Below are 17,249 nucleotides of genomic sequence, written 5' to 3'. Positions count from 1 at the left end.
AGCACATATAAATATACAAAAATAAATATCTAAATATTTACAAAGTCTTACATGAACTATTCTTGTAAGCACACTATTCAATCACACAATTTTATTAACACATAGCATGCGTATATTATGAAAGTGAACGTAAATTTTATGCAAATATTTTGAAAGGATTACGGATATGACTAATACAGATGATACACAAACTAAAAACGAGCATAAAACTAACACAGTAGCAGCTTTATGTGTTGCTCCTAGTGGAGTTGGAGAAGAACTTAGCACATACGTTGCAGATGTAGTAAAAGTAATACGAGAATCTGGATTAAAAAACGAAACAAATGCAATGTTTACAAATATTGAAGGCGAATTCGATGATGTTATGCGAGTTGTGAAAGACGCAACAATGGTATTAGTTGAAAAAGGATATCGCACAGGAGTTTTGCTTAAATTAGACATTCGCCCAGGTTTTAGCAATCAAATCGATGCAAAACATGAATTAGTCGATAAAATACTTGAAAATCGCGATCAAGAAAAATAGTAAAAAATATATGGATTTTTTCTTTAACACTGGATTTTAGAGTAATATCTAAAATCCAGTGTTATATTATAAAGTAACTTTACTTTTCAAGATCATTAGATGATTTGTTCAATTAACCAATTCATCAAAAGCTTATTTTAAAGAACTCTTTGAATCAGAAGATGATTCATCAGAAACAGATTCATCAAAAGCTGATTTTTCGGATTGTGCAGATAGTGACACGCTAGGTTTAATAACAAACCATTTAGATGGAAGAAGCAACATAATTAGTTGAATTAAAATCACGCCATAAAGCCATATATATCCTGCATGCTGAGAAAGCCACGGAAGTTGTCCACTAAACCCAACTGGAACTATCACAGCAGTACCAATAAGTCTTAAAGCTAAAATCCACGCAACAGCACTACTGAATACAGTATGAGCTAAAAGTCCCAGCGTTGCCGTCCTAGACCTTGCACACCAAGCAGATAAACTTATTAGCAATAAAGCTACAATTAAGCCAATAGGAATATTGCTTACAGCACCAACTCTATGAGAAAACGTGCCAATCAATCCGCATAAAATAGCCGATAACAAAGTAACAGCATATCTACCCCAAATAGGAAGATTATGCGACCAAGGTTTTACGCTCATAACAATACCTACCGCTACAAAATATAAAACACGCGTAACTTATGCAAAATTACAATTCAATACATAAATTACGCGCATTTTATTTATAAACCAAATAAAACTATATAAAATCACGCAGCATTATTCTGACGGCGCTGCTTTGCACGCCACTTATACCACTCGTCACGACTCAAAATAATCTTGCGTACACGAATAGATTCAGGAGTAACTTCAACACACTCGTCTTCATTAGCAAAGTCAAGCGACTCTTCCAAACTCATCTTGATTGGCGGAGTCAAAGTTTCGAGAACATCAGCAGTTGAAGAACGCATGTTAGTCATGTGCTTAGCAAGAGTAATGTTTACATCCAACTCGTCTGGCTTGTTGTTAATACCAACGATTTGACCTTCGTAAACTGGGCTTTGCGGATCTACGAAGAAGACACCTCGCGCTTGCAAGCGTTGCATAGCATAAGGAGTTGCAACACCTTTGCGATCGCAAACCATAGAACCGTTCTGGCGAGTAACAATTTGACCAGCCCACGGAGCGTAACCTGCAGAAATAGAACTTGCAATACCAGTTCCACGAGTAGCAGAAAGCAAAGCTGTACGGAAACCAATAAGTCCGCGTGAAGGCACAGTAAATTGCAAACGAACCCAGCCAGAACCGTGGTTACTCATAGAATCCATGCGACCTTTACGATCAGCCATAAGCTGCGTAACAGTACCCATATATTCTTCTGGAACGTCAATTGTTGTGCTTTCCATAGGCTCGTTAATCGTGCCGTCAATAGTCTTAGTAACAACCTGAGGACGACCAACTGTAAGCTCATATCCTTCACGGCGCATTTGCTCAGCTAAAACAGCTAACGCAAGCTCGCCACGACCTTGAACTTCCCAAGTATCTGGACGATCGGTTGGAATAACTTTAATAGAAACATTACCAATTAGCTCTCGATCCAAACGATCCTTAATCATACGAGCAGTAAGCTTATGATCTTTGCCTTCAGTTCCTGCAAGAGGAGAATCATTTACACCGAAAGTCATAGAAATAGCTGGATCGTCAACATGAATCAATGGAAGTGGCTTTGGATCATTTTGATCAACAATCGTTTCGCCAATCATAATATCGTTCACACCAGCAACAGCCACAATATCTCCAGGACCAGCTGAAGGCACAGGAGTACGCTCCAAACCTTGAGTGCGAAGAAGCTCGGAAACACGGAAGTTTTCAATAGAACCATCAACGCGGGAAAGACCGTAAGTCTTACCCTTCTCCAAAGTTCCGTTGTAAATTCTCACTAAGCCCAAACGTCCAAGGAAATCAGAGGAATCAATGTTTGCAACATGAGCCTGAAGAGGAGAGCCTTCATCGTATTGCGGAGCAGGAATATTGGAAATAATAGAATCAAACAAAGGCTCCAAATTATCGTTATCTGGAAGAGCTCCATTTTCTGGCTGATTTACAGAAGCATATCCAGCTTTTGCAGCACAATAAATCACTGGTAAATCAAGCAAAGCATCGAGATCAAGATCAATTCCTTCTTCAACAACATCTTGAGCTAAGCCAAGCAATAAATCAGTAGATTCTCCAACAACTTCTTCAATACGAGCATCTGGACGATCAACCTTATTTACGCACAAAATAACAGGAAGCTTAGCTTCCAAAGCTTTACGAAGCACAAAGCGAGTCTGCGGAAGTGGGCCTTCAGAAGCGTCAACAAGAAGAACAACGCCATCAACCATAGAAATTCCACGCTCAACTTCTCCACCGAAATCAGCGTGTCCTGGAGTATCAATCACGTTAATAGTGATGCCTTCTGGGTGACCATACTTTTCAGCCAATGGGCCAGTGTACTGAACAGCCGTGTTCTTAGCAAGAATAGTAATACCCTTTTCGCGTTCCAAATCATTGGAATCCATAACGCGATCTGGAACTTCCTCGCGCTCAGAAAATACGTGCGACTGCTGAAGCATGGCGTTTACCAGAGTGGTTTTACCGTGGTCGACATGAGCCACAATTGCCACATTTCGAATATCACCGCGAACAGTCATCACAAACCTCTTCCATTCTTCGCGTTTAAGTAATTTTCAAACACAGCTAACTAAAGCATAAAATAACTCAAATAGCTGCATAATGTTATTGGCAAAACCAAAATCGTCAAACTGCCAAACCTCGCCGATTCTACTCGCGAGCGCAGACAGCTTGCACAACAAAGTTAGACAGAAACAATAAAGCCAAGTTTTTAAAACTAAAACTATGCTACAACGCCTTTAGAAATTAACTCGCGTGCAACTTCACGATATTCTTTAGCTGTTTTATGCTCAGGAGCAAAAATAGTGATCGGAACTGCTGCAACTGTTGAATCAGGCAACTTAATTGAACGAGAGATTACAGAATGTAACACGCGACCTTGAAATGCCTCATAAATTCGTTGCAATACTTCCTCACTGTGAAGAGTGCGCGTATACATTGTTACAAGCACGCCAAAAACTTCCAGATTAGGGTTAATACGAGATTGAACTTTTTCAATCGATTGCATAAGTAATGCAACTCCGCGCAATGCAAAGAACTCAGCAGCAACAGGAATAATAACGCCATCAGCTGCTGTAAGAGCGTTGACAGTAAGCAAACCTAATGAAGGCTGGCAATCGACAATAATTACATCATATTCATTGCGAATTTTATGTAAAACGCCAGCTAAAATCTGTTCGCGACCAACTTCAGTAACCAATTGCACTTCAGCAGCAGAAAGATCAATATTTGCAGGCATAACATCGATATTTTCTGTTGCAGTATGACGAATCACATCATGAACATCTACAGAAGAATCGAAAAGAGCTGTATAAACAGTATTGTCAAGAGCATTGGCGTTAATTCCAAGACCAACAGTTGCAGCACCTTGCGGATCAAAATCAACTATTAAAACTTTACGACCATACTGACTTAACGCACCAGCAATGTTGATAGAGCTTGTAGTTTTACCAACACCACCTTTTTGATTGCACATAGCAATAACACGCGCAGGTCCATGAGAAGTCAATGGTTCAGGCGCGCAAAAAGTTTCATATTCACGTCCAAGTAAATCAGTAGGCATGTTTTCCATGCTATCAATAGGTATGCTTAACGAAACTCGGATTATCTAATTCAGCCTTAGTAATAAATAAGTAACGAATATAAGTAATATAATTGAAAATATGCGCTCAAATATTGATTCTTCTTATAACATAACCAATATCTCACAGTCTTTTACAACATACTTGAAACGATTTATTGCGTATATAGATATAGAGCGAGGACTTTCAAAGAAAACAATATATTCATACACTTCAGATTTGCAAGATTATACATATTGGCTACAAAATAATCGAAATATCAACAACGTTAATGACATTTCACAACTAGATATTGAATCTTATGTGCGATATTTAACTGAATCTGGATTAGGCTCACATACTATTGCTCGAAGGATTTCTAGCATTCATGAATGGCATCGTTTTATGTTATCTAATTCATATGTACAAGTAGATGTATCTAAATCCGTAAAATCTCCCAAACTTGCAGAACACTTGCCAGACGTACTTAGCATAGAAGAAGTGAATAGAGTGATTGATGCTGCTTCAAACTTCGGCAGTCAAGACGCTATTTCGCTTAGAGATTGCGCTTTACTAGAGTTTTTATATGCTACAGGAGCGAGAATTTCTGAAGCTGTTGGAGTAAAATTTGAAGATTTTGACTTAGACGAATCAGTTGTAAAACTAACTGGCAAAGGTTCTAAACAACGTTTAGTGCCAATTGGCGGATGCGCTATTAGAGCACTTCGTAAATATCTTGAAAAATCTCGCCCAATATTAGCATCTAGAAGTAAACATGAGCTGTCAATTATTTTTTTGAATAAACGTGGCAATCAACTTTCTAGACAATCAGCATGGTTAATAGTTAGCGAAGCTGGAGAACGCGCAAAACTTTCAAGACAATTACATCCTCATACTTTACGACATTCACTTGCAACTCATTTGATCGCAGGCGGAGCAGATGTACGCACTGTTCAAGAGCTTCTTGGACATGCTTCTGTTACAACAACGCAAATTTATACGCATATTAGCCCAGATGCTTTGATTGAAGCATATGTGATGAGCCATCCTAGAGCTAGATAAATTAAAAAAATAACGTGTTATTTCGTGTTATTTCCCAAAAACAAAAGAAAAAGCCCGCCAAAATGACGGGCTTAAAGGAGAAGAAATCTTCAACTCATTTTACACATAACATGCTAATAATGCCAACAATTCTAATAATGCTAATACGCAATACTAAGCATGCTAAAAATTTTATTTATGAGCGACTCGATTAAATCATGCTTCAACTGGAGCATTTACATCATCCGGCAAAGCTGCTTTAGCTGCATCAACAACAGCCTTGAAAGTTTCAATATCAGAAACTGCAAGCTCAGCAAGAGCACGACGATCTAATTCGATGCCAGCTAAACGCAATCCCTGAATAAAACGATTGTAAGTAATGCCTTCAGCGCGGACAGTGGCATTGATACGCTGAATCCACAACTTGCGGAAGTCACCTTTACGAGCTTTACGATCACGGAAGTTATAAGTAAATGAGTGGAGCAGCTGTTCCTTTGCCTTGCGGTAAAGACGGGAGCGCTGACCGCGATAACCCGAAGCCCTATCAAGAACAACGCGACGCTTCTTGTGAGCATTCACTGCGCGTTTTACTCGTGCCATAAGTATTCCTCTTTCTTAAAAAATATTTTATGCGTCTTATTACAAGCTATATAAGTAATGCTTACTTACCAAGTAAGCCCTTGAGCTTCTTGCTCTGTGCTGGAGCCAAAACCTTATCTTCAGACAAAGCACGACGCTTGCGAGCAGACTTATGCTCCAAGTTGTGGCGCATTGCGCTACCATCGTGCATTACCTTACCAGTACCAGTAAGGCGAACGCGCTTGGACGCTGCGGAATTAGTTTTCATCTTCGGCATTGCTGCCCTCCTTATGATGTTGATCGGATTGCGCGGAATTTAATGCAGCCGCGGCCTGGGCTTGGATTTCCTGCTTAGCTGCAAGACGTGCGGCCTGACGAGCCTGACGTTCAGCACGTGACTCTGCGCCACGACGACGCTGCTCGGATTGCGTATGAACTTTTTTACCCTTAGGTGCAAGAGTCATAACAATATTGCGAAGTTCTTGCTTTGGAGCAAACTCAATTGTTCCACTTTCCGAAACCTCATCTGCTAGCCTACGTAACAACTCCACGCCACCAATCGGACGAGATTGTTCTCGGCCACGCAGCATGATAGTAACTTTTACCTTATCGCCGCCATTTAAGAAACGAAGTACGTGGCTCTTCTTTACTTCAAAATCATGATCATCAATCTTAAGACGGAAACGAATTTCCTTAATCTCAGCAGTGCTCTGATTTCGACGCGCTTCACGAGCTTTAATCTTTTCGTTGTACTTGTACTTGCCATAGTCAATAAGCTTGGCTACAGGAGGCTTAGCAGTAGGTGCAACCTCAACGAGATCAAGATTCGCTTCCCTAGCCAAATTTAGCGCAACTGAGGTTGCAATAACCCCAACTTGTTCGCCTTTTGGTCCTATAAGACGTACCTGAGGAACGCGAATCTCTTCGTTAATGCGTGGTTCGTCGCTAATGATGACTCCAATCCTTATAAATCTAGCGAGATACAAACCAAGAAGTAATAGCAGATTCGTAACTAATCAAAACGCATATTTGATTAAATACAAAACATGCTTATGATTAGCATTCATATGACCAAAGTCATGAACCCGAAACCGCTACGGCTTCCAGGTGGGGAATCCCACTTTCTTGATTACTCAAGCCGAATATTCATTATACTAACAGCCCAGACAATATTTAAATGCTAAAAATACTGTAACTTTGTTAGCGTCTATCAACATTTGTATAGCAATGTAACAAAAATGTCACAATAAAATATATGAGAACACTTGAGCTAGCAAACAAAACAGGTAGACTATGAACGCATGGAACCTTTACAACGTTGCGTAGTATTAGCAGCTGGAGATTATTACGATCACACACGCGAGCAAATACCTGATAGAGCTTTAACAATTGCAGCTGACGGCGGATGGGATCACGCATGTGAGCTTGGATTACATGTAGACGCTCTTATAGGAGATTTTGATTCAGTAAGACTAAAACTCCCTAATGATGCAACTATAACGCGTCTTCCAGAAGAAAAAGATGACCCCGATTTGCTTTCAGCATTAAAAGTTGGTTGGGCAAAAGGTGCGCGCGAGTTCCATATTTTTGGAGGACTTGGCGGCCGCGTTGATCACACTATTTCTAATATTCAACTTATGGTAAGGCTTGCTGTACGAGGTGGAATCGGATTCCTATATGGCAACGGTCAGATTGTTACAGCAATACATAATGCTTCACTAGACTTCCCTGAATCATGCGGCGGCGAAGGACGCATGGTATCAGTATTTTCACATACTCCTGTTTCGTATGACGTAAATGAAAGAGGATTAAAATATCAACTTGAACATGCGAAAATGTTTGGAGATGCTGTCCAAGGGCTAAGTAACGAATTGATAGACAACACTTTAGCTCACGTAGACGTTCATGAAGGTACTCTAATAGTTACTTTCCCAATCAATGCACCACTGCCACAAGTTAGCTGGTTTAAAAGACCTAGTGGAGATTTAGGCTCAATTGATTTCTCAATATCTGAAGCGTTAGCAACTCCTTTAGATAGCGAATCAGATCCTACTGATTCAACTACAGCAGCTGCTCAATCAATGACATCTAAGGAATGAATACTAGATTTAATCAACATTTCATTTTCTAATTCTCTATAAACTGTCTATGAACTGTTTATTAAATAAATGCTATCTGAAGAACTATCTGAAGAACTATCTGAAGAACTATCTGAAGAACAAATAGCGGTTTGTACACGTATATGAGATATAGAAATAATCTAAACTGATTATGCGTATAAGTTACTAGTATAATCAGTGAACTTGTATTGAGAATTGTATTGAGAATTACATTGAAACTTGCATTGAGTTCCAGTGAACTTGTAATTATATGCTAAAAAGTTTCGAAAAATCAGTATAAAATACATACCAAGAATTGTTCTAAAAGTTGCAAATAAAGAATTGTTATGAAAAATTGCAAATAAACAAAAACTACACAAAAATTATCATAAATTTATAATGAAACTTTCATAAAACACATCATGTGAACGCTAACTATTCACATGCTTATATGTGCCAATAATAACGTCATTCATTAGCATTTCTAGTACATACCGCACATTAGAATGAACACGTTAGTTCAATATAACGAAGGCCTACAGCGCGTCTTGTAATCAACGAGAAAAACTCGCACAAGGCGTGACAATAAAGGTCTTACTCAAGGGAGAACCACATGACAGTCAAGATTGGTATTAACGGCTTTGGTCGTATCGGTCGTTTAGCATTCCGCCGCATTTTTGAGCTTCAAGCTCGTGGCGGTCAGGCTGGTGACATCGAAGTCGCAGCCATCAATGATTTGACCACTCCTTCAATGCTTGCCTACTTGTTGAAGTACGACAGCACTCACGGCACTTTCCGCCATGATGACGGCACTCCAGTTGAAGTAACATCAACTGAAGATGCAATCGTAGTTGACGGCAAGACTTACAAGGTTTATGCAGAAAAAGATGCAAATAACATTCCATGGGTTAAGAACGATGGAGTTGAGTTTGTACTCGAGTGCACAGGCTTCTACACTTCTGCAGAAAAGTCTCAAGCTCATTTGAATGCTGGAGCTAAGAAGGTACTCATCTCCGCTCCTGCTAAAGATGACACCACTCCAACAGTTGTGTTCGGCGTTAACCACGAAATCTTGAAGCCAACCGACAACATTGTGTCTGCAGGCTCTTGCACCACTAACTCCATGGCTGCAATGGTTAAGTTATTGCAAGATAACTGGGGCATTAAGTCTGGATTCATGACAACAATCCACGCATACACCGGAACTCAAATGATTCTCGATGGACCACGCGGAAGCAAGCCACGCAACAATCGTTCTGCAGCTTGCAATACTATTGAGCACTCCACTGGCGCTGCTAAAGCAATCGGCAAGGTTGTTCCAGAAGTAAACGGAAAGCTCCAAGGTCACGCTCAGCGCATTCAAGTTCCAGATGGATCTGTTACAGAGTTGACAACCGTTCTTGAAAAGCCAGCTACTACTGAAGAGATCAACGAAGCATTCAAGAAGGCTTTTGAACATTGCGAGTACTTCGGATACAATGCCGACAATATCGTGTCTTCCGATATCATCGGAGATACACACGGTGGCGTGTTCGATCCAACTCAAACTGACGTAAACACTGTTGATGGAGTAACTTTGGCTCGTACAGTTACCTTCTACGATAACGAATACGGCTTCACTGCTAACATGATTCGTACACTTCTCTACTTTGCTGAAATTTCCGAGTGAAATTTTAAAAATTGAATTCGTAAAGTAAAAGTAAACGAATATATTAAGCTAAAAACAAACCCCTTGCGGTGATTCATCGCAAGGGGTTTTCATAAGTGTTAATTGCAAAAAATATTTAAAATAGTTAGGTTATAAACCAAATATTTATTACTACACATCGATAAATTAAACAGTAAAATACAAATAATTACTAAACAAATAATTACTGAAAAATAAGTATTAAGTATTGAACTAGTAAAAAATTCACACAAATATTGGATATAAAATGAGCAAGAAACATGAGCAAACATCGAAATCAACTCCAGCAATAGCACAATTAGAAAAAGCAGGAGTCACATTCAGAGTAGTCGAATATGAACACGATTCAGATCACATGGAAGACGGATATGGATTAGAAGCAGCTGAAAAACTTGGAGTAAACGCAGAACAAGTGTGCAAAACTCTAATGGTAGACACAGGCGAAAAACGCGTAATAGGAATTGTGCCAGTAAATGGGCGATTAAGTATGAAATCGATTGCGAGCGCAGTTCACGCTAAGAAAGCAAGTATGACTAGTCCAGAAGTAGCTCAACGAGAAAGCGGATATGTAGTTGGAGGAATTTCTCCATTTGGGCAGAGAACTCATCACGAAACAGTTCTAGATAGTAGCGTTATGAAATTTGACGAAATACTTGTTTCAGGCGGAAAGCGTGGACTTGATGTAGTTCTTAATCCTAAAGATATTGTTAGCATTTTAAACGCGACTGTTGCAGACATAGCAGCCTAATCGAAAAATCTTGTAAAAACAAATCATCGCTAAACGTCTTGCCAACGTGCGATAATCCCTAAGGTTATGCTTTTAATCGTTAAGGAGTTTATTATGGGCATGCGTGGACGTAAGCGCAAAGCGCGTCGTAAAAAAGCAGCAAATCACGGCAAAAGACCAAATGCTTAAGCTGTAATTCGCTTACAAATACTTCAAAGCTCACGTTTTACGTGAGCTTTTTTGTTATAACAAAATCGTGTTATCGCGCGCCATAAACATATTGCTGTAATATTGTTACTATGCCAACTAATATTCAAGAACTTTTAAATGCTTTAAACTCATCTAATGAGCAAGATGAGAATACTTTGCTTTCAAAATCATGGCTTCTTGGCTTTGATACTGAAACTACAGGAGCGATTATTGGTAAAGATGCCATTGTTTCCGCTACACTTGTTTTAAGAAATCCTGAAGCAGGGCATAGTGCAGATATTGTGTCTACTTGGCTTATTAACCCACATCAGCCTATGAATCCTAAAGCTAGTGAAGTAAATGGTTTTAGCGATCAATATCTTCAAGCTCACGGCGGCGAGCCTGTTCAAGAGTTAGAATTACTAGCAAAAGCTGTGAGTATTGCGCAATCAAAAAATATTCCATTGCTTGCATATAATGCTCCGTTTGATATTGCAATGTTGCGTAGTGATTTAAAACGCTGGGATCTTGAATCTTTGAATAATCGAGCAACTTGCAATATAAGCTCTCTTAGCGAAAACGACATATTAACTGTTGATCCTCTTGTTATCGATCGCGCACTTTCTCAACGTTCTGGAAAGCGAACTCTTACTCTTGCTTCGCAATTTTATGGAGTTGAACCTATTGGAGATTTTCATGATGCTACAGCAGACACAGTTGCAGCTCTTGATTTAATTGCTCCAATGAGCGCATTGTATGATCAAGTACGCAATATGACTTTAGTGAACATGATGGATTGGCAGCGAGAAGCTTATTGCAAATGGAAAGATAGCTTTAATAGATGGCTTGAATCTCGAAGTAGAGAGCCAATTCGCGGAGAATGGTTATAAGAATCCTAGAATCCTAATTTTAAAGCAAATATTATAAGTTATAAGCAATTTTAAAAAATCATTATTGCATACGATTCACACATCGATATGAATAAAAGGGAATAAAGTGAGTAACTGTAGTAAATTATCCTTAAAAGCAGCAAGCGAACTGCTGCAAAAACATGGTTTATTGCGAGAGATGATTCAACACAAAGAACCAAAAACAGATTGTACTATTAAGCATTGCGAAAATAACGAGGATTCCACTCATTCTAAAAATGAGATATGGTCATTAAATCCGTATTATTTTGATAATATTGACGCGGATTCTTGCTTTACTCACGCAACTTATGACTCACGCGATATTAAGAATGGAACACTTTTATTTATTAAAGGCAATTTTAAATCGGAATATCTTGTAGATGCAGATTCTAAAGGTCTTGTATCGTATGTTGCTGAGAAAAGTTACGCAAATTACACTAACTCAGTTGGCTTAATTGTCAACGATGTTCGTAAAGCAATGAGCGTGCTTTCGGCAGCGTTCTTTGGAAATCCTGAAGAAAAACTTACTGTAGTTGGAATTACAGGAACTAAAGGAAAAACAACTACTGCATACTTTACTCATGCAATTCTTAACGAATATTCTCATGGAAAAGCTGCACTATTTTCTTCTGTAGACAATTGTTTAGATGGTAAAACATATGTTGAATCAGATTTGACTACTCCAGAAAGTTTTGACGCTTTCAAAATGATGCGTGAAGCTGTAGATAACGGTATGCAGTACTTAGTGATGGAAGTTTCCTCTCAAGCATACAAAGTGGATCGCGTCTACGGATTGCACTTTAACGTTGGAGCATTCTTAAACATTAGTCCAGATCATATAAGTCCAATAGAGCATCCAACTTTCGAAGATTACTTGTATTGCAAACGTCAGCTTATTGCAAATTCTAAATGCTTAGTACTTAACGCTGATGCAGATCATGCGGATCTTTTATTACAAGATGCAAAAAATCATAATGTGAATGTAACAACTTTTGCTCGAATTAAGAAGAACGAAATAGTAGAAGACGTGTGGGATGACGAGTACGAGGAAAACAACGAGAACTCTAAGAATTCTAGCGAGAAAGACGAGGAAGCAGAAAGCTTAGAAAACTCTTGCAAAAACGATAACAATAATTTCGACAATACTAAAGATACTAAAAATATTAAAGAAGATTCTTCATCATTATGCGACATTGAGCATTACAGTGAGCTTATTACTCCTGATTACATTGCAATACCTGAAGAAAATAGTGAAAAACATTACATTGCTATAAAAGATGATCAAGAAGAAGATTACGATAGCAATCACGTTGACAATTGCGAAATCACTAGCAATGACAGTAAAGACAGCAATGACAGCACAGACACAACATACTACTGCCCTATTGACGATTTTACGTTATCAATTGCAGGAGATTTTAATTACGAAAATGCACTAGCTGCAATTGCTATTGCAGGAGAATTAGGAATTAACCAAGAAACAGATTTGAGTGCATTAAAAGCAATCGAAGGTATCAAAATACCTGGAAGAATGGAATATTTCAAAGACTCTCAATCAAACACTATATCAATAGTAGATTATGCACATAATTATATTTCTATGAAAGCATTACTTGATTTTGTAGAAAATAAATACGGGAAAGATGATCCTCGCATTACGCTTGTAACAGGATCTGCGGGAAATAAAGCCTACGACCGCAGAAAAGAGATTGTTGAAGCAGCTCAAGATAGAATTGACCAATTCGTTTTCACTATTGAAGATACTGATACTGAAGACGCGATGGATATTTGCAAAGACATGCGAAAATATATAACAAATCAAAATGTAAAATCGCACATAATTGTAGATAGACCTGATGCAGTTGAATACAGTATTTACGATGCACGAAAATGTTCGAACCAAAACGATAATCAACTAAACATAATCCTAATAATAGGAAAAGGCGATGAGCGATGGATTAAACACCAAAATAAGCATGTTCCTTATGAAGGTGATTCTTTCATTGTAAAACGGCTTTTTGAAGTTAAATAATTAAATAGTTAAATAGTTAAATAATTAGTAACTCGCTAGTCAAAATAAGTAGAAAAACATAAAAATCTGGGTTATTCCCCAAAAATCTTAACGCTAGCAAATTGATAAAAATTAGGGTTCAAACATTTAATTGTCTGAACCCTAATTAAATATCATGACTCTAGATTAGACCCAGATTCATCTATATTAGGATGAATTGCTCGTTCAGCTTTTGTCTTTAACAAATCTGGATTTATATGCTCTACAAGCATAGTACGAGCATCACCTGCTGTAGCAAAGCTTCCGCAAATAAGAACTCCCAAGCCATACCCAACACCAAGTTCATCGCTTTCATCAACTAAATTAACTGCAGTTTGAATAGCATCAGGAAGCTCATCTTCGCGAATCACACGATCATTACCGAATACTTTTATAGCAATCTTTTCTAATTCTTTAGGAGGCATAACACGATCGCGCCACGAATTGCTAGTCACAACAATCTTAGACAATATTGGTTCTAGTACGCCTAAGTACTCCTCAACCTGCTTATCTGCCATCATTGCAACAATTCCAACAAGCTTATCAAAATGATAGTTTTCTTCAATCGTAGCTCTTAAAGTTTCAGCAGCATTCACGTTATGACCACCATCAATAATGATTGTTGGCGAATTACGAACCTGCTCAATTCGTCCTGGAATTTTAACCTGACTTAAAGCTTCAGCAACTAAATCACCTTCAAGAGCACCATTAACAGGGAGCACAACTTCAGATGCAGCAAGAGCTGCCAAAGCATTATGAGCTTGATGCTTTCCAAATTTATCAATCGGAACATCCTCATAAGTGCCATTAGGCGTACGTAAAGTAGCAATTTGACCACCAACAGCAGGAGTGCGCGAAACTACTTCAAGCTCCCCTTGACCATAAGAAGCATCCCTTAGCAAAGTTGCGTTATTTTTAGCTGCAACTTCTTGAATAATCGGAAGAACTTTAGATTCATGAGGTTGAGGACCTAAAATAACTGTGCAATTAGGCTTTATAATTCCAGCTTTAGTACGCGCAATCTCTTCAACAGTATTTCCTAACCATTGCATGTGATCCATATCAACAGGGCCAATAATTGCAGCATCTGCATTCATAACATTCGTTGCATCCCATTCTCCGCCCATGCCAACTTCCATAACAGCAACGTCAACAGGAGCATCTGCAAAAGCCCAAATAGCCATAGATGTTAGAACTTCGAAGAAACTCATACGCGGCTTTCCGGCGGATTCCATTCGCGCATCTACTATGTCTATGATGTCTTTCATTTGATCGAACACATCAACAAATTGATCATCACTCAATTCTTGACCGTCAATCACTATTCGTTCGTTTATTCGTTGCAAATGAGGAGAAGTATATAATCCAGTACGCAACCCGTAAGCTCTGCAAATAGACTCTGCCATACGAGCAGTAGAGCCTTTACCGTTAGTTCCTGTAATATGAATAACTCTCATAGACTGTTCTGGATGACCTAAAATATCTAAAATAAGCTTCATACGATCAAGATCAAGGTTCGTTTTATTATGCTCTGGAGCTCTGCTCATAATATTACGTTCAACATCTATAAGACGTTCATTATAGCGATTTGGATTTTCTATAGACAAAATCTCCCCCATATTTAGTAAACACAATCACTCATTTTCCATGTAACTAGATTAGTTGATACCAACAACTAAAAGAATAAAAAAATTCAGCATTATGAATAAGATTACAAAACGAAGATTCTTACCAAGATTATTTACAAAATATACTTTACTATCAGTTAAGAAAAGATTTAAAAGTTTTCACACATTTATTTTCCTGTTAGCGCATAGACACTATTTAGGCATAGATTTAAGATTTTCGCCCTGAATTAGATTTTTAGTTCCACTTTCATCGCGCACGTTGAAAACAGCTCAGCAGAGATAAATATGAGAATTCTATAAATCTATACTCACCTATATTTGTAAATTACATATAAAATCTTTGAAAATAATCTAAGTTAAGTCGAAAAAAGTCGTAAATCATACTATGTTAGTAATTATTGACTTTTCTTAATAAGAACAACGAAACAAAAATTCAAATCTTAATAATCTAAAGATCAAAAAATAATAAAACAAGATTCAAGGAGCAAGAAATGGCTGAGAACAAGCCAACTGAACATGGTGAGAAATTAAATGCTGACGGAACACAGAAAGTCGAAGACAGAGTGAACAATCGTTCTCTTCGCCCAAATAGCGATTCCTTCAAAGATTTCATGACAAGTTGCTGGGACAATCAGGAACAAGAAATAAAGCCACTTGAATCTTCAAAATATACACTTGCACGCCGCGAATCACTAGGTAAAAGGTTTATTGGCGAGCGTCTTGTTATTCCAGCAGGACAGCACAAAGTACGCAACAACGATTGCGATTACGCATTCCGCCCAGACACAACTTTTGCATACTACACTGGCTTAGGTCAAGATTATGAGGCTGGAGCAGTACTCGTAATGGAGCCAGTTAAAAAAGGTAGCGAAGAAGAAAAATCTGGAAAAACACATACTTGCCAGCTTTTCGTTGCACCTCGCGCAGACAACAGCACTTCTGCATTCTATAAGGATCCTCATTACGGAGAATATTGGGTTGGTCCTCGCGCAGGTTTGAAAGAACTTAAAGCGATGACTGGAATTGAAACTAGAGATATTGCTGAACTAGATGACGCTCTTTCTAAAAATATGAGCGCAAAAGAAAACGTGAAAGTACGTATTATTCGCGAAGCTGATGAAAACTTAACATCACACGTTGATGCACTACGTGCAGCAAGCGGTTTTACAAATGAAGATGAAAATATTTCTTCTGACGATAAACTACATGAAGTTGCAGCAGAAGCTCGAATGCTTAAAGATGAGTATGAGATTCGTGAAATGCGTAAGGCAATTGCAGCTACAAAGCTTGGCTTTGATAGAATGCTCACACGCTTACCTAATGCACTTGATAAAGAAAATTCTGAGCGCATGATTGAAGGCGCATTTAACTCTGTAGCGCGAGAATGTGGAAACGAAGTCGGATATGACACAATCGTTGCTTCAGGTAAGCATGCTCCAATCTTACATTGGATGCGAAATACTGGCGTTGTTTCTAACGGAGAACTTCTCTTAATTGACGCTGGAGTTGAAGTAAACAGCCTTTACACTGCTGATATAACACGCACTTTCCCAACTAATGGTAAATTCTCTGACTTGCAAAAAAAGCTTTACCAATGTGTGCTTGACGCTCAACAAGCCGGTTTTGAAGCAGCTAAGCCAGGAGCAACTTATTCAAGTATTCACCATGCATGCATGCGCGTATTAGCTGAGCACTTGCATGACTGGGGTATTTTGAAAGTTAGCGTAGAAGAATCTCTTTCTCCTGAAGGACAGCAACATCGCCGTTGGCATGCATGCGGAGTAGCGCATCATTTAGGATTAGATGTGCACGATTGCGCTCAAGCTCGCTACGAAGCTTACCAAGGCGCTCCATTAACTCCTGGAATGATCTTCACTATTGAGCCAGGATTATACTTCGCAACAAACGATTTGATGCTTCCTGAAGAAATGAGAGGAATCGGAATTCGTATTGAAGATGACGTTTTGATGACTGAAAACGGACCAGAATGGCTTTCAATAGATATTCCTAAGCAAATTGATGATGTTGAAGCTTGGATGGCTGAGCAAAGTGCTAAAAATGATATATTCAAAAAATAGAAGTTTTGTTTTATCGCACGTATACACCAT

General features: G+C 38.6%; 16 protein-coding genes. 9 read left to right on the top strand and 7 right to left on the bottom strand.

The window, feature by feature from the left end:
• The first annotated feature begins 166 nt into the window (after positions 1-166).
• Positions 167-523 (top strand): MTH1187 family thiamine-binding protein, encoded by a 357-nt coding sequence (locus HXT27_RS03940; protein WP_075523075.1) that lies wholly within the window; start codon positions 167-169, stop codon positions 521-523.
• Positions 524-655: 132 nt separating this feature from the next.
• Here the strand turns inward: HXT27_RS03940 and HXT27_RS03935 are convergent, their stop codons facing one another.
• From HXT27_RS03935 to HXT27_RS03925, 3 genes are all read right to left on the bottom strand, one after another.
• Entirely contained in the window at positions 656-1,156 is a 501-nt protein-coding gene (locus HXT27_RS03935; protein ID WP_233186092.1) for an alcohol dehydrogenase, read from the bottom strand.
• A gap of 110 nt (positions 1,157-1,266) precedes the next feature.
• A complete protein-coding gene (gene typA / locus HXT27_RS03930) occupies positions 1,267-3,189 on the bottom strand; it encodes a translational GTPase TypA (RefSeq protein ID WP_075523074.1) in 1,923 nt (640 codons plus the stop codon).
• Between the two features lie 203 nt (positions 3,190-3,392).
• Positions 3,393-4,232: a ParA family protein gene (locus tag HXT27_RS03925; protein ID WP_075523073.1), complete on the bottom strand. Its 840-nt coding sequence runs from the start codon at positions 4,230-4,232 to the stop codon at positions 3,393-3,395.
• 100 nt (positions 4,233-4,332) lie between these two features.
• Between HXT27_RS03925 and xerD the strand changes: the two genes are divergently transcribed.
• Positions 4,333-5,292, top strand: a complete 960-nt coding sequence (gene xerD, locus HXT27_RS03920) for a site-specific tyrosine recombinase XerD (RefSeq protein ID WP_103042909.1) — start codon at positions 4,333-4,335, stop codon at positions 5,290-5,292.
• A gap of 195 nt (positions 5,293-5,487) precedes the next feature.
• On the opposite strand, the gene rplT is transcribed toward xerD, so the two are convergent.
• The 3 genes from rplT to infC form a co-directional block, all read right to left on the bottom strand.
• Positions 5,488-5,871, bottom strand: a complete 384-nt coding sequence (gene rplT, locus HXT27_RS03915) for a 50S ribosomal protein L20 (RefSeq protein WP_103042907.1) — start codon at positions 5,869-5,871, stop codon at positions 5,488-5,490.
• A 61-nt stretch (positions 5,872-5,932) separates the two neighbouring features.
• The gene (gene rpmI, locus HXT27_RS03910) at positions 5,933-6,127 is read right to left on the bottom strand and encodes a 50S ribosomal protein L35 (protein WP_075523069.1); all 195 of its coding nucleotides are present in this window, start codon (positions 6,125-6,127) and stop codon (positions 5,933-5,935) included.
• Positions 6,108-6,818, bottom strand: coding sequence for a translation initiation factor IF-3 (gene infC / locus HXT27_RS03905; RefSeq protein ID WP_082266212.1), 711 nt, complete (start codon positions 6,816-6,818; stop codon positions 6,108-6,110). Before infC ends, rpmI begins: the two co-directional genes overlap by 20 nt.
• Before the next feature lie 333 nt (positions 6,819-7,151).
• Here infC and HXT27_RS03900 point away from each other — a divergent pair, with 333 nt between their 5' ends.
• From HXT27_RS03900 to HXT27_RS03875, 6 genes are all read left to right on the top strand, one after another.
• Positions 7,152-7,949: a thiamine diphosphokinase gene (locus HXT27_RS03900; RefSeq protein WP_075523067.1), complete on the top strand. Its 798-nt coding sequence runs from the start codon at positions 7,152-7,154 to the stop codon at positions 7,947-7,949.
• Positions 7,950-8,562: 613 nt separating this feature from the next.
• Positions 8,563-9,618 carry a type I glyceraldehyde-3-phosphate dehydrogenase gene (gene gap / locus HXT27_RS03895; RefSeq protein ID WP_103042906.1) on the top strand — a complete coding sequence of 352 codons (1,056 nt, stop codon included), beginning with the start codon at positions 8,563-8,565 and terminating at the stop codon, positions 9,616-9,618.
• A 265-nt stretch (positions 9,619-9,883) separates the two neighbouring features.
• Positions 9,884-10,384 carry a Cys-tRNA(Pro) deacylase gene (ybaK, locus tag HXT27_RS03890; RefSeq protein ID WP_075523065.1) on the top strand — a complete coding sequence of 167 codons (501 nt, stop codon included), beginning with the start codon at positions 9,884-9,886 and terminating at the stop codon, positions 10,382-10,384.
• Between the two features lie 93 nt (positions 10,385-10,477).
• Positions 10,478-10,552 (top strand): 50S ribosomal protein bL37, encoded by a 75-nt coding sequence (locus HXT27_RS03885; RefSeq protein WP_369803150.1) that lies wholly within the window; start codon positions 10,478-10,480, stop codon positions 10,550-10,552.
• A 110-nt stretch (positions 10,553-10,662) separates the two neighbouring features.
• The gene (locus tag HXT27_RS03880; protein ID WP_075523064.1) at positions 10,663-11,442 is read left to right on the top strand and encodes an exonuclease domain-containing protein; all 780 of its coding nucleotides are present in this window, start codon (positions 10,663-10,665) and stop codon (positions 11,440-11,442) included.
• A 106-nt stretch (positions 11,443-11,548) separates the two neighbouring features.
• Positions 11,549-13,495: a UDP-N-acetylmuramoyl-L-alanyl-D-glutamate--2,6-diaminopimelate ligase gene (locus HXT27_RS03875; protein ID WP_103042905.1), complete on the top strand. Its 1,947-nt coding sequence runs from the start codon at positions 11,549-11,551 to the stop codon at positions 13,493-13,495.
• 152 nt (positions 13,496-13,647) lie between these two features.
• Here HXT27_RS03875 and HXT27_RS03870 read toward each other — a convergent pair whose 3' ends face one another.
• Positions 13,648-15,120, bottom strand: coding sequence for a bifunctional folylpolyglutamate synthase/dihydrofolate synthase (locus HXT27_RS03870; RefSeq protein WP_075523113.1), 1,473 nt, complete (start codon positions 15,118-15,120; stop codon positions 13,648-13,650).
• A 512-nt stretch (positions 15,121-15,632) separates the two neighbouring features.
• Here HXT27_RS03870 and HXT27_RS03865 point away from each other — a divergent pair.
• Positions 15,633-17,219 carry an aminopeptidase P family protein gene (locus HXT27_RS03865; RefSeq protein WP_103042904.1) on the top strand — a complete coding sequence of 529 codons (1,587 nt, stop codon included), beginning with the start codon at positions 15,633-15,635 and terminating at the stop codon, positions 17,217-17,219.
• Positions 17,220-17,249 lie beyond the last annotated feature (30 nt).

Source organism: Gardnerella bivia (assembly GCF_049262715.1).
Classification (GTDB): Bacteria; Actinomycetota; Actinomycetes; order Actinomycetales; family Bifidobacteriaceae; genus Bifidobacterium; species Bifidobacterium vaginale_A.
The sequence above is the reverse complement of the archived record's forward strand: the minus strand, read 5'-3'. Positions and strand labels throughout refer to the sequence as shown.